This window comes from Planotetraspora mira, assembly GCF_016863275.1.
GTDB lineage: Bacteria > Actinomycetota > Actinomycetes > Streptosporangiales > Streptosporangiaceae > Planotetraspora > Planotetraspora mira.
In genome coordinates this window covers 523,918-536,937 of record NZ_BOOO01000004.1, presented here as the reverse complement: position 1 = coordinate 536,937, position 13,020 = coordinate 523,918, and the positions used below count along the sequence as shown (strand labels likewise).

At 71.1% G+C, this 13,020-nt stretch carries 10 protein-coding genes; 5 read left to right on the top strand and 5 right to left on the bottom strand.

All coding sequences use genetic code 11. The annotated features are described in order from the left end of the window. Positions 1 to 9 precede the first annotated feature (9 nt). The 3 genes from Pmi06nite_RS05970 to Pmi06nite_RS05960 form a co-directional block, all read right to left on the bottom strand. Positions 10 to 255 (bottom strand): hypothetical protein, encoded by a 246-nt coding sequence (locus Pmi06nite_RS05970; protein ID WP_203951787.1) that lies wholly within the window; start codon positions 253 to 255, stop codon positions 10 to 12. 80 nt (positions 256 to 335) lie between these two features. Further along, positions 336 to 602: an RCC1 domain-containing protein gene (locus tag Pmi06nite_RS05965; RefSeq protein WP_203951786.1), complete on the bottom strand. Its 267-nt coding sequence runs from the start codon at positions 600 to 602 to the stop codon at positions 336 to 338. Between the two features lie 195 nt (positions 603 to 797). After that, positions 798 to 2,057, bottom strand: a complete 1,260-nt coding sequence (locus Pmi06nite_RS05960; RefSeq protein ID WP_203951785.1) for an MFS transporter — start codon at positions 2,055 to 2,057, stop codon at positions 798 to 800. A gap of 249 nt (positions 2,058 to 2,306) precedes the next feature. Here Pmi06nite_RS05960 and rsfS point away from each other — a divergent pair, with 249 nt between their 5' ends. From rsfS to Pmi06nite_RS05940, 4 genes are all read left to right on the top strand, one after another. Further along, positions 2,307 to 2,711: a ribosome silencing factor gene (gene rsfS / locus Pmi06nite_RS05955; protein WP_203951784.1), complete on the top strand. Its 405-nt coding sequence runs from the start codon at positions 2,307 to 2,309 to the stop codon at positions 2,709 to 2,711. A gap of 40 nt (positions 2,712 to 2,751) precedes the next feature. Then, complete coding sequence (locus Pmi06nite_RS05950; RefSeq protein WP_239113689.1) at positions 2,752 to 3,387, top strand: histidine phosphatase family protein; 636 nt, start codon at positions 2,752 to 2,754, stop codon at positions 3,385 to 3,387. 202 nt (positions 3,388 to 3,589) lie between these two features. Continuing rightward, the gene (locus Pmi06nite_RS05945) at positions 3,590 to 4,597 is read left to right on the top strand and encodes an ATP-binding cassette domain-containing protein (RefSeq protein WP_203951782.1); all 1,008 of its coding nucleotides are present in this window, start codon (positions 3,590 to 3,592) and stop codon (positions 4,595 to 4,597) included. Further along, entirely contained in the window at positions 4,594 to 5,358 is a 765-nt protein-coding gene (locus Pmi06nite_RS05940) for an ABC transporter permease (RefSeq protein WP_203951781.1), read from the top strand. The genes Pmi06nite_RS05945 and Pmi06nite_RS05940 overlap by 4 nt, the downstream gene beginning before the upstream one ends. 62 nt (positions 5,359 to 5,420) lie before the next feature. Here Pmi06nite_RS05940 and Pmi06nite_RS05935 read toward each other — a convergent pair whose 3' ends face one another. Both Pmi06nite_RS05935 and Pmi06nite_RS05930 read right to left on the bottom strand, forming a co-directional pair. Continuing rightward, on the bottom strand, positions 5,421 to 8,705 hold the full coding sequence (locus Pmi06nite_RS05935) for an AfsR/SARP family transcriptional regulator (protein WP_203951780.1): 3,285 nt from the start codon (positions 8,703 to 8,705) through the stop codon (positions 5,421 to 5,423). Positions 8,706 to 8,746: 41 nt separating this feature from the next. Continuing rightward, complete coding sequence (locus Pmi06nite_RS05930) at positions 8,747 to 11,749, bottom strand: glycosyl hydrolase 2 galactose-binding domain-containing protein (RefSeq protein ID WP_203951779.1); 3,003 nt, start codon at positions 11,747 to 11,749, stop codon at positions 8,747 to 8,749. Between the two features lie 110 nt (positions 11,750 to 11,859). Here Pmi06nite_RS05930 and Pmi06nite_RS05925 point away from each other — a divergent pair, with 110 nt between their 5' ends. Then, on the top strand, positions 11,860 to 12,954 hold the full coding sequence (locus Pmi06nite_RS05925; protein ID WP_239113688.1) for a carboxylate-amine ligase: 1,095 nt from the start codon (positions 11,860 to 11,862) through the stop codon (positions 12,952 to 12,954). The last annotated feature ends 66 nt before the right edge of the window (positions 12,955 to 13,020 follow it).

Sequence of the window (13,020 nt, the reverse complement as noted above, 5' to 3'; positions counted from 1 at the left end):
TGTCCTTGCTCAGCCGTTGGCGTCGTCGGCCGGTTCGGGGCCACGGCTCCTCCAGTCCTTCCGAAGGACGAGGACCAGATTCGCGAATGTCTTCACCAGCCCCAGGCCGCCGAGGACCACCGCGATGGTGAATGCGTACGACCACGGCAGGCCTGCGAAGTCGGGGCTGAACATCACGACAGCGGCCAGCCATCCGAGCCCGACCAGCCCGAAGCCGCGCATGATCCTGCGCCAGGAGGACTGCGGAGGTTGCATGCCGCATACCCTCCCAGACTCGGGTACGGCAGAGGCCGCCCTCCGATCGGCGAGCGGCCTCTGTATTCGAACGGTGACGGTCAGAAGACGACCGTGTGCGCTCCGCCACCGGAGATCGAGACGATCCCGATGCGGCCGGTCCGGATCCCGACAGGAAGGGTGCGGTTGCTGGTGCTGCCGTCGCCGATCTGGCCGAAGCTGTTGAGGCCCCATGCCTTGACCCGGTCGGTCGGCGCAGCCGAGGTCGGGCATGCGCCCAGGGCCACGATCACGGCCAGGAGCGTCACCCCGATTCCGGCGGCGGCCCGGCGCGCCCAGATGGTGGACGCAACGGAATGCGAATGCATAGATCCCCCGAAGAACACACGTGGAGATTCGCCGGGACACGCGCAGGACGCGCCTCAGGCGTACCTGAGATGATCAGGACGGTACCAAAGGCGCCTTTGACCAGCGGGGACGCGTGAAGTCGCTCGCGTGCCGCATCTATGGACGGTTCGAATGCCGCGTGCGGAGCCTCCGGGGGAGGAGCGGCAGCGCGGGCGTCACTGCTCCTTGAGGCGGTCGGCCACGGAGTCGTACCGTCTGAAAGCGCGGACGGAGAGGCCCGTGATCAGGACGAGCACGGCGCAGGCCACTCCGCCGCCCGCCCACGCGGGAACGAGCCCGAACGCGCTCGCCGTCGCGCCCGCCCGCAGGTCCCCGAGCCGGGGACCACCCGCGACCACGACCATGAACACCCCCTGCATGCGCCCGCGCATTTCGTCGGGGGCGTAGGTCTGCAGGATCGTCTGCCGCCACACGGCGGAGACCAGGTCGGCGGCGCCCCCCATGGCCAGCAGAACCACGACCAGCCATAACTGCTGGGCGAACGCCGCCGCGGCCACGGTGAGGCCCCACACCGCGATGACGAAGGTCAGCGCCATGCCCTGGCGGCGCACGCGTCCCATCCATCCCGAGAACACGCCGGCCGTGACCGAGCCGATCGCGATGCTCGCCGACAGCCACCCGAAGGCGACGGTGGATCCGTCGAACCGCTCGGCCGCCATCTGGGGGAACAGGGCCCGGGGCATCGCGAACGCCATGGCGATGATGTCCACGGCGAAGGACATCATCACGATGGGCTTGCTCACGATGTAGCTCAGCCCGTCGACCACCGACCGCAGGCCCGGCCGGGAGATCTCGCCCAGCGGTTCGAGGTGCGGCAGCCGTACGGCGGAGTAGAAGCCCGCGCCGAACAGGACGCCGTCGACCAGGTACGCCGTGCCGTAGCCGCCCCGCACGAGCACCACGCCGGCCAGAAGCGGGCCGAGGACCGAGCCGAGGCTGCTCACCAGGAAGTTGAGCGTGTTGGCGGCGGCGACGCGCTCCCTCGGGAGGAGCCTCGGGATGATCGCGCCGCGCGTCGGCGAGGTGATCGAGAAGCCGATCGACTGCAGGACGACCGCGATCAGAATGAGATAGACGTTCTTCAGCCCGGCCCAGGTCTGGATGAGCAGGGCCAACGTGGCCAGCCAGGCGACGACCGATCCGGCGAGCAGGAGTTTGCGGCGGTCGACGGCGTCGGCGATGGCGCCGCCCCAGAGCCCGAAGATCACCAGTGGGATGAGGTTCGCGGGGCCGAGCAGGCCCACCCACAACGATGATTTCGTGATGTCGTAGATCTCGGCGCTGACGGCCACCGACGTGAGCTGGAAGCCGATGAACGACACTCCCTGGCCCACGAGTAGCCGACGGTAGGCGGGGACCTTCAGGGGACGGACATCGAGTGCGACACGTCTCAGGCCAGATTCGACCTCCGTCATTCCCAACCCTGCCGATCTCGGACATATGTAATATCCGGGCACTGTATCGATATGACCTGGGCCGCTATGCACCGGGCGGGAGCTCCAGGCCGGAATCGGTGGTCACCGGTACGCGTTGAAATGTCAGTGCCTGGGGATAACTCGGGGTTGTCGGCGTGTCCCGATAGGGTCACTCCGAGAAACAGGTTGTGGGTCCCACTATGAAGTGGGCACCCTGGAGATGCCGTCAAAGGAGGACAGAGCCGCATCGTGACCGCATCTGAGAGATCAATACAGCTGGTGAAGGTCGCCGCCGAGGCCGCCGCTGAGAAGCTGGCCGACGACATCATCGCCTACGACGTGAGCGACCAGCTCGTCATCACCGACGCGTTCCTACTCTGCTCCGCGTCCAACGACCGTCAGGTCCGGGCCGTGGTGGATGAGATCGAGGATCGCCTGCGCATCGAGGCCGACGCCAAGCCGGTTCGCCGGGAGGGCGAGCGGGAGGGCCGCTGGGTGCTCCTCGACTACCTCGACATCGTGGTGCACGTCCAGCACGAGGAGGACCGCACCTTCTACGCCCTGGAGCGGCTGTGGAAGGACTGCCCCTCGATCCCGCTTCCGGAGAGCGTCACCAAGGTGGCCGCCCAGCGCTCCCGCGGGGATGGTCAGTGACGCAGCGGTATTCAGTGACGCAGCGGTACAAGGGGGCGGAGTGAGCCGCCGGATCGTCTGCCTCCGTCACGGCCAGACCGTGTGGAACGTCGAGAGGCGCTTCCAGGGGCACACCGACATCGCCCTCGATGAAACCGGTGTCGCTCAGGCGGCCCGGGCGGCGTCCCTGCTCGCGGCGCTACAGCCCACGATGATCGTCTCGTCCGACCTGCGCCGGGCGTACGACACCGCCTCCGCCCTCGGACGCGTCAGCGGTCTCGAGGTCGTGGTCGACAAGGACCTGCGGGAACGTGGTGGCGGAGAGTGGGAGGGCCTCACCCGGGAGGAGATCAAGGCCGGGTGGCCCGCCGAGTTCGAGGCGTGGGAGGCACCCGGCGGCGAGCTCGTGACCGACGTGGCCGAGCGCGTCGCGGAGGCGATCCTCCGGTGGTCCGCGAAGACCGGTGACGACGGCCTGCTGGTCGTGGCATCGCACGGCGCGGCCCTCCGCCTGGGCATCGTCCGGCTGATGGGCCTGCCGCAGGAGTTGTGGCCGGCCGTGGGCGGCCTCGGCAACTGCGCGTGGTCCGTCCTGGAGCAGGGCCGTAAGGGCTGGCGTCTCCTGGAGCACAACGCGGGCACCCTGCCCGAGCCTGTGATCAGCGACGACAGTCCGGCCGCCACCGCCGACGCCTGATCGCGCCACACCGCTGGGGATCACACTGGCGCGGACCACATCGGTGCTCCGCGCCGGTGTGGTGAGCGCTCCCGAGCCGCTCCACTGAGCTGTCCCGGGTCGATGCCGCAGCCGTAGCCGCGAGCCGTCCCGCCGGTGTCGTGTGCGGGCCGTGCCAGCGCCGTGTGCGAGCCGTGCCAGCGGGCGCCGTGATCGTGGGCGCATGACTTCTCCACCATCGAATTCGGTACGGCCGGCTTCCGCGCGGTCGAACGCGATCGAGACCGAGGGCCTGGTCAAGCGCTACGGCGAGACGACGGCACTGGCCGGCCTCGATCTGGCGGTCCCGCCCGGAAGCGTGTGGGGCCTGCTGGGGCCGAACGGCGCCGGCAAGACCACGGTGATCCGCATCCTGTCGACACTGCTGCGCCCGGACGCGGGTCACGCGTCGATCTGCGGCGTCGACGTGCTGCGGCGGCCCGAGCGGGTGCGCGCCCTGATCGGGCTGACGGGCCAGTTCGCGGCCGTGGACGAGGCGCTGACCGGGTTCGAGAACCTGCTGCTCGTCGCCCGTCTGCTTGAGCTTCCCGGCCGGCGGGCGCGGGAGCGGGCGGGCGAGTTGCTCGAGCGCTTCGGGCTGGCGGAGGCGGGTGGCCGCCTGGTCAGGACGTATTCGGGAGGCATGCGCCGCCGGCTGGACGTCGCCGCGAGCCTGGTCGGGACCCCGGCGGTGTTGTTCCTCGACGAGCCGACGACGGGGCTGGACCCCCGGTCCCGGGGGGACGTGTGGGACCTCGTGCGCGGCCTGGCGGCCGGCGGCACGACGGTGCTGCTGACCACGCAGTACCTCGAAGAGGCCGACCAGTTGTCGCAGGGGATTTCGGTGATCGACCACGGCCGGGTCGTGGAGACCGGCACACCGGCGCAGCTGAAGGCGAAGGTGGGGCGGCAGACGATCGAGCTGCGGCCGGTCGAGCGCGACCGAGCCGGTGACGTCGAGGAGATCGTGGCCGATGTCACCGGGGCGACGGCCGTACGGGACCGAGAGGGGGGTCTGGTCTCGGCGGCGCTGCCGCTCGGCAGCCGAGCCGGCGCGGTGCTCGCCGCGGTGGCGGCCCGGCTGGAGACCGCGGGGATCGAGGTGGCCGAGATCGGCGTGCGGCTGGCCAGCCTGGACGAGGTCTTCCTGGCTCTGACCGGGCACGACGCTCCGGTGGAGGCCGCACGATGAACCCCATGCGGACGGCCCGCCACAGTGTGACGCTGGCGTGGCGCACCATCGTGAAGTTCCGGCACACCCCGGATCAGCTGCTGGACATCCTGCTGATGCCGCTCACTTTCGTCCTGACGTTCGTCTTCCTGTTCGGCAACGCGGTCTCGGGTGACTGGCATGCCTACCTGCGATTCGTGATCCCGGGCATCGCGATCCAGGCGCTGATGTTCGCCTCGCTCGGCAGCGCGCTCGCGCTCAACACCGATCTGCGCGACGGGGTCTACGACCGGTTCCGCAGCCTGCCCATCGCCCGCTCGGCGCCCCTGATCGGGCACATCCTCGGCGACTCGGTCAAGTACGCGCTGTCCGTCGTGCTGGTGTTCGCGATCGGGGCGGCGCTGGGCTTCCGGTTCGGCGGTGGCGTGGCGGCGGCGGTGGGCGCGGCCGGGCTGATGATGGCCTTCGCGCTCGCCACCTGCTGGATCGGCGTGCTGATCGGCGTGGTGGCGAGGACCGCGGAGACCGTCCAGGCGCTCAGCATGGTCCTGATCTTCCCGCTCACCTTCGGGAGCAACGTCTTCGTCCCGACCGCGAAGCTGCCCGGCTGGCTGCAGGTGTGGGTGAGGATCAACCCGGTCACCCAGGTGTCGGACGCGGTGCGGTCCCTGACGCTCGGCCTGCCCGGGGCCGGATCGGTGCCGTCATCGCTCGCCTGGTCGGCGGGCATCGTGGTGGTCTTCGCGCCGTTGGCCGTGCTCGCCTACCGGCGCCGGGGCTGATCGTCGGGAAGGCTCGGATGGCGTCGGCGTCGGCGTCGGCGAAGGGCCGGCCGGCGCCGGTGCTAGCCGGCGGACACGGATTCACGGAGCCGGTTCAGGGCGGCGTCGGCGTCGAGTGAGGCCGCGGCCGCGTACTCGTCGTCGAAGGCCTCACCGAGCTCGGCGCGGGCCCGCCGTTCGCTGTCGAGGACGTCGGGGTTGCCGCGGTCGGGGGCGCCGCGCAGGGCCGCGGCGAGGCCGAGCGACGTGGCCGCGGCGCCGGGGCGATGCTCGGCCAGGGCCACGTCGGCCATCGCCTCGGCCACTCCGGACGCCCCGGAACGCGCCACCCCGCCCGCATCGAGGTTTCCGGCGGCATCACGCAGGTGGGCCCGTGCCTCCCCGAATTCTCCCGACAGGATCGCGATCCGGCTCAGCTCGACCAGGGCCAGGACGCGCACCTGGGTCTCCAGCCATCTCTCCCCACGCAGGTCCGCGATCACCTGGGCGAGCGACTCCCTCGCACCGGTGTGATCTCCGGAGGCGCGGGCGGCGGTGGCCAGCCCGATCCGCGCCGTGGCGACCACGGCGGTGAACCGGCCGGCCAGCCCGGCACGTTCGGCGTTCGTCAGATCATCGAGAGCGGCCGCGACCTGCCCGGCCCGCAGCCGGTGGATGCCGCGTTGCGCCTCCATCCAGGCGGCGTCGGACGACGCACCCATGGCTCGTGCCAGGCGCAGTGCCTCGCCGGCGGCCTCGATGGCCGCGGCGTGCCTGCCGGACATGCCGTGGAAGCCGGCCAGGATGGTCGCGGCCGAGGCGATGCCCCACCTGTCGCCGGTCGCGGTGAACCTCGCGTGCGCGGTCTCGTAGTGCGTTCCGGCCGCGTCGAGGCGGCCGTCGTTCTGCGCGGCGTACCCGGCCAGCAACTCGGCCTGAGCCGAGATCCAGTCGTCGGGATGCGCAGTCAGGCGCGCGTCGAGGGCCCCGCCGTGGAGCTCGCCCAGGATCATGACCATGAAGGCGACGGCGGGATGCCACAGCTGTTCGTCGTCGCCGGCGAGCTCACGCGCCGTGGCCGCCGAAGAGGCGCTCCGGGCGGGATCGCCGCCGGTCTGATACAGGGCGTCGTACGCGTACACGGTGGCCAGGATCGGGCTGGGGGCGGCGGTGCGCACGCCCGGCGGGTCCAGCACGCGGCGTAGCCATCCGGCCGCGTCGTCGTGGGCGTCGCGCAATGTCCAGAACCACCCGAGCGCGGCGGCCAGCCGGACCGCGGTCTGTTCGTCGCCGCTGTCCACGGCCCAGCGCAGGGCGGCGGTGAGGTTGCCGTACTCCCGATCGAACCAGGCCAGGTGCTCCAGTTGTGCTCCGGCCCGCAGGCCGGGCTCCGCGGCCTCGGCCCGCGTCAGGAAGAACGCGGCGTGCGCCCGCCGCGACCGATCCGCCCCGCCAGAGTCCGCGAGCCTCCCGGCCGTGAAGGCGGCGATGGTGTCGAGCATCCGATACCGCGACGGCAGGCCGGGGGTCTCGACCATCTCCACGAGCGACTTGTCGACCAGCGCGGCGACCGCCTCGGCGATCTCGTCCGCACCGCCGCCTCCCGCGCATACGGCCTGGGCCGCGTCCAGCGTCGCGCCACCGGTGAAGACCGCCAGCCCACCGGCCACGGTGCGCTCGGCCTCCGTCAGGAGCCGCCAGCTCCACTCGACCACGGCCAGCAGGGTCTGATGGCGCGGCAGTGCCGTACGGCTGCCCCCGGTGAGCAGCCGGAACCGGTCGGAGAGCCGGGTGGCGATCTCGGCGGCGCTCAGTGACCGCAGGCGGGTGCAGGCCAGCTCGATGGCCAGCGGCAGCCCGTCGAGGCGGCGGCAGATGTCGAGGACGTGGGGCAGGTCGCCAGGAGTGAGCGTGAATCCCGGGCGTACGGCAGCGGCTCGGTCGAGGAACAACCGCACCGCCGGATAGCCGGCGGCGTCGGCGAGCTCCACGTCCTCCGGCGGCAGCCGGAGCGGCCCGACCGGATGGAGGAACTCGCCGGAGATGCCGAGCGGCTCCCGGCTCGTCGCGATGATCCGGACGCCGGGGCAGCCGGCGAGGACGCGGTCGGCCAGGCGGGCGCACGCGTCGATGAGGTGCTCGCAGTTGTCCAGCACCAGGAGCGCGTTCCGGTCGCCGATGCGCGCGGAGAGCCGGGCCACCGCGCCGTCGGTCCTGTCGTCGGATCCCGCGCCGGCTCCGGCGTCGGTCCCGTCTCCGGTCCCGCCGCGCAGGCCGGTCAGTCCGAGCACGCGCGACACCGCGGCGGGCAGCCATTCCGGGTCGCGGACGTCGGCGAGCTCGATGGACCACACGCCGTCGGCGTACTGGGCAGCAAGTGTCGCGGCGATCTCCTCCGCGAGCCGGGTCTTGCCCGCGCCGCCCGGCCCGACCAGCGTCAGCAGCCGGGCCTGGCCGAGGAGGTCGCCGACCCGGGTCACGTCGTCCTCGCGCCCCACGAAGCTCGTCACCGGCGCGCGGAGATTGCCGCGCCGATCGCCGCGCCGACCGGCGCCGCGCGGTGCCCGGGAGCCCGGCCGTACGGCACGGCCGTGCGCGCCCTCGGATGCGCCCAGCGGCACGGCAGGCGCCGGGGTTCCCCGCAGGATCGCGGTGTGCACCTCACGGACGGCGGGGGAGGGGTCGGCGCCCAGCTCGTCGGCCAGCACCCCGCGCAGCTCCTCGAACACCAGGAGCGCCTCGGAGGGCCGGCCCGCGGCCGCGAGCGCACGCATGCGCAGCGCGCTCAGCCGTTCCCGCAGAGGGTGGGCCGCGGCCAGCTCTGCGAGCTCGGTCGCCAGGTCGGCCGGGTCCCCGCCGGTCGCCAAATCCACCTCGGCGCGGTCCTCGACGATCCGCAGCCGGAGCTCGCCGAGGCGGACGGAGGCGGCCGCGCCGAAACCGGTCGAGGCCAGATCGGGGAGCGGTCCGCCCCGCCAGAGCCGTAACGCCTGGTCGAACAGGTCGCCGGCGGCCGTCAGGTCACCGGCGTCGCGGCACGCCCGCCCATCGGCGGCCAGCCGTTCGAACACCGGGACGTCGACGTCTTCGGCGGGCACGGTCAGCCGGTAACCCGTGGGCAGCAACTCCAGGAGGCCCTCGGCGGGAAGGACGCGCCGCAGCCGCGACACCAGTGTCTGCAGGGCGTTCGCCCCACCCGCCGGTGGCCGGCCGTCCCAGACGGCCTCGACGAGCTCCGCACCGGAGATCGCCCGGCCGGGATCCAGCGCGAGCCGGGCCAGCAGGGCGCGCAGACGTGTTCCCGGGATGTCGACGGTCCGGCCGGTGTCGTCGAGGACCTCCAGAGGTCCCAGCAGCCTGATCCGCACGGGTCCAGCGTCTCACGCGCGCCCTGCCGGACGCCCGTCCCTCAGCCGACGGTGATCTTGTCGACGTTCGGCCCGCCGTGGCCTGACGTCGCGGTGGCCCTCACCGTGTTCGTCCCGGCCCTGAGATTCGCCGTGACCACCCGGTCTGCCCAGGTGTCCCAGCCGCCGGTGCCGTTGAAGGCGACCTTCGAGGCCACCACTTTGCCGTTGACGGAGATGTCCATCGGGCGGTTCGCCGTGGTCCCGTTGGCGTACCGGATGGTGAGCGGCGTGGGTCCCGCCGCGGCGGCGTCGACGGTCCACTCCACGTAGCTCTTGGCCCTGTTGTCGTAGTCGACGAAGCCTGAGCCGGTGTACCCGGTGTCGTCGGTGGACACCCCGGCCTTCGACAACCGCGCGTCCTCCGCCTGGTAGACCTTCGACGAGGACGGGCCCGTCCCGCCGAACGTCACCGTCTGTGTCGAGGTGTTCCACCCGGTGACGCGGACGCCCGCGGCGGAGCCCCGGTAGGTGACGGTGAGCGTCTTCGACTCACCCGGCCAGAGGCTGATCGCGTTGTCCGACCACTGGGCGGGCAGGACCGGGGTCCCGGACGCGTCGACCACGTGGGCGTCGAGGTAGAACACGGGGACCTTCCCCGTGCCTGTGTTCTTCACCGTGACCGTCGCGGTGCCCGCCGACGCCGACGTGGCGGTGACCGAGATCGGTGCCTGCGCCATGCCCGTCAGGCCCTTGAGGTCCGCGTACGACGTGGTTGGCGTGTAGTACCAGTCGCTGTCGTCGTAGTCGAGCGTGTCGTTCGCGGTCGACAACCAGTAGACGTTCCGGTCGATCTCGCCGGACTTGTTGCTCAGCGTCAGCCGCAACAGGTAGGTGGAGGGGAGGCCGCTGATCGAGGGGATGGTGACCGCGGTGGCCCGGCCGCCGTCGGCGGGTGCGGTGACCTTCGCGGTGTTGCTGTACTTGTTCGTGCCGTCGAGGGCGAAGACGTCGGTCTTCACGGTCAGCCCCGCGGCGGGCGTGTGGGTCGAGTTGACGACGACCACGGACTTGTCGTCGTAGGAGTACTGCACGTGGAGCGGCGCCGTGGCCTTCTTGGTCCCCCAGTAGGCGCCGCCCTGGTCGAGGTAGGTGTCGAACAACTGCCAGTGCAGCGAGCTCCAGCCGCTGTTGAGCATCCAGTAGATGACGCCGGTCGAGGGGTCGGACGCGTCGGTGAAGTTGCGCCCGAACGCTTCGAACTGGGCGCGCACGTTCTCGTACTGGGCGAGCTGGGCCTTGCGCACGTAGTCGTCAAGGCCGGTGGGCGCGCCGTACCGGCCCACGAGGGCGTTGTTGAACAGGGTGAGGTCGTCGAAGGTTCTCGACGGAGAGCGGTGGTACTGGGCGGCGTTCAGGTTCTGCCAGAGCGTGTTCTGCTCGTCGGGGGAGAGCATCCGCTTCAGCGAGTCGACCGTGGGGATGTCAGGCCCTGCGCTGACCTCGGACGCGAAGCCCGAGGCTCCGCCGAGCCGCTTGTCATACCAGTAGTTCGGCGGGATCCAGTCGTAGGGCCCCTCCATCTTCATGCCGGAGTCGCCCAGCTGGGGTGAGGAGTTGTCCGAGGCCGCCGCGACGACGGGCGTCTTCCAGTCGGCCGCGTTCAGCGCACTGAGGTAGTCGGCTTCCTGCGTGGCGTTCGGCGCGAAGTCGCTGCCGATGAGGAAGGTGAACACGCTCGGGTGGTCGCGCAGCCGCGCCGCCTCCGCGGCCATGGAGGCCTTGGCGATCGGATAGTCGGCCGCGGTCCACGGGTCGCCAGATTCGCCGCCGTTGGTCTGGCCCTCCCACTTGTCGCAACACTCCCAGCCGGCCATCACGAGGATGCCCATCCGGTCGGCCATGTCGAACAGCTCGTCCGACTCCAGGTGGCCCTCCAGCCGGATCGTGTTCAGGCCCATGTCACGGACGTACTTCAGCTTGTCCTGGACGTACGTGGCGTCCCAGCGCAGGAAGATGTCCGAGGACCAGCCGCCGCCGCGGATCAGGATCGGGCGGCCGTTGATCTTGTAGAGGCGGTGGCCACTCGCGTCGAGAGACGAGGTCACCGAGCGGATGCCGTACGTCGACGATGAGGAGTCCGTCACGGCGCCGTTCACCGTGGAGGTCACGTTGAGGTCGTAGAGCGGCTGGCCGCCCATGCCGTACGGCCACCAGACCCGGGGGTGGGTGACGGTGAGCGGGAAGGACACCGTCTTCGTCTCGTGGGCGGCGAGCGACACGGCCTGGCGGAATCTCCGCGAGCCGGCCGTGCCGGCGATCGTGGCGGTGACCGGGGAGGCGGAGTCGTTGCGCGCATCGACCTTGACCGTCAGGTCGGCGCGGTTCAGCGCGCTGTTGAGTGAGGTCACGACGTGGGCGTTCCGCAGGGCGACCGAGGCACTGCGCCGCACGAGGACGTCGCGGAAGATGCCCATGTTCCGGTCGGGCGGGTTCTGCACCCAGTCGATCCAGCCGAGCGTCAGCTGTTTGTTCGGGTCGTTCGGGTTGACCTTGAAGGCGACCGAGTTGGTCCCGGGGTGCACCAGCGAGGTCACGTCGATCTCGTTGCGCGTGTATGCCCCGGCGAGCCCGGTGGCCACCTGGGTTCCGTTCACCCAGACGTCGCCGCCCGAGATCAGCCCGGTGAAGTCCAGGAACGTGCTCAGCCCGGTCTCGGGTCCGAGCGTGAAGTCCGAGCGGTACCACCAGGGCACGGTGAAGTCCGACGCCGGCACGTTCTTCATGTTGGTGGAGTAGAAGGGGTTGGGGTAGACGCCGTCGGCGACCAGGGCGGCGAAGACGGTCGAGCGGGGTCCGGCGGCGTACCAGCCCGGGGCGGCGTATCCCGGCGAGGAGATCGTCGCGCCGGAGTCCGGGGTCACCGACGACGACTGGATCTTGTAGCCGGGAAGGGCGATCGGCTGGGTGGCCGCCTGTGAGGCGGCGGCGGCGGGCAAGGCTGTCAGGCCGGCGAATGTCAGGGCGAGCGCGGCGAGTGATCGGAGCAGGGTCCGGGGGCGCACAAATCCTCCTGAACTTTGTTAATAAGGGTTACTAACAAAATTGCCCAGATCGTAGGACGGGTTCAAGATCGCGTCAAGGGTATTCCGCGTGACGTGGGTAGTGAGCTGGCATGACGCTGAGAAGACCGGTGGGTGTGGAAGAGGAGTTCCTTGTCGTCGACCTGGAGTCGCGGCAGTTGACCCCGCTGGCGCAGGCGATGCTCGACCGGCTGCCCGGGGAGGGGTTCGCCGCCGAGTTGCAGCGCTCGGTCGTGGAGACCAACAGCACGCCGTGCGAGGACCTGATGGACGTGCGGGCCGAGCTCGTACGGCTCCGCGGGGCGCTCACGGCGGCCGCCGAGCCGCTGGGGGTCGGCATCATCGCGTCGGGGACGACTCCGCTGGCCGGAGTGGACGGTTTCACCATCTCGCCGGGCCGGCGGTACCAGTACCTGTCCGACTCCTACCAGTTCCTCGCCCAGGAGCAACTGATCTGCGGAGCCCAGGTCCATGTGGAGATCGATGACCGGGACGTGGCCGTGCTCGCCGTCCAGCGGGTGGAGCCGTGGCTTCCCGCGCTGCTGGCGCTGAGCGCGAGCTCGCCGTACTGGCAGGACGCCGACAGCGGGTACGCCAGCAGCCGTGCACTGGCCTGGCAGCGGTGGCCGACGGCCGGTCCCGTCGGGCCGTTCGGCAGCGCCGCCGAGTACGACAGGGCCGCGGAGGACCTGGTCGCCTCCGGCGTCATCGAGGACACCGGCATGGTCTACTTCGACATCCGGCTCAGTGCCCACGTGCCGACGGTCGAGTTGCGGGTCTGCGACTCGTGTCCCCTGGTGGACGACGTGGTGCTGCTCGGGGGACTGTTCCGGGCGCTGGTGGTGAGGGAGAGCGAGGCCGTGGTGAAGGGCGTGCCCCCGGCGGGCGAGGAGCGCGTCGCGCTCCTGCGGGCCGCCAACTGGCGGGCGGCGCGCTCGGGTCTCGAAGGCGACCTGCTGTCGCCGCTGAACAGCCGGCCGATGAGCGCCCCCAAGCTGATCACCTGGCTGCTCGACGACCTCCGGCCGACGCTGGAGGAGCTGGGGGACTGGGAGGTCGTGTCCGAGCTCGCCGACGAGGCGCTGCGCAGGGGCAGCTCAGCCTCGCGCCAGCGCGGCGCCCATGCCCGGGACGGCCGCCCGCAGGACGCCGTCGACCTCCTGCTCCAGGAGACGCGCAGGTCATAGAAGTGCTCCGCCGGTCCCTCACCCTGTGTCACGGACGGCGGGGCCGGGCCGATAATCTACTGGCCA

Excerpts from the sequence above, each read along its gene's own strand:
- Pmi06nite_RS05970 (WP_203951787.1), bottom strand. The coding sequence starts at position 255 with ATGCAACCTCCGCAGTCCTCCTGGCGCAGGATCATGCGCGGCTTCGGG.
- Pmi06nite_RS05965 (WP_203951786.1), bottom strand. The coding sequence starts at position 602 with ATGCATTCGCATTCCGTTGCGTCCACCATCTGGGCGCGCCGGGCCGCC.
- Pmi06nite_RS05960 (WP_203951785.1), bottom strand. The coding sequence starts at position 2,057 with ATGACGGAGGTCGAATCTGGCCTGAGACGTGTCGCACTCGATGTCCGT.
- Pmi06nite_RS05945 (WP_203951782.1), top strand. The coding sequence starts at position 3,590 with ATGACTTCTCCACCATCGAATTCGGTACGGCCGGCTTCCGCGCGGTCG.
- Pmi06nite_RS05940 (WP_203951781.1), top strand. The coding sequence starts at position 4,594 with ATGAACCCCATGCGGACGGCCCGCCACAGTGTGACGCTGGCGTGGCGC.
- Pmi06nite_RS05925 (WP_239113688.1), top strand. The coding sequence starts at position 11,860 with ATGACGCTGAGAAGACCGGTGGGTGTGGAAGAGGAGTTCCTTGTCGTC.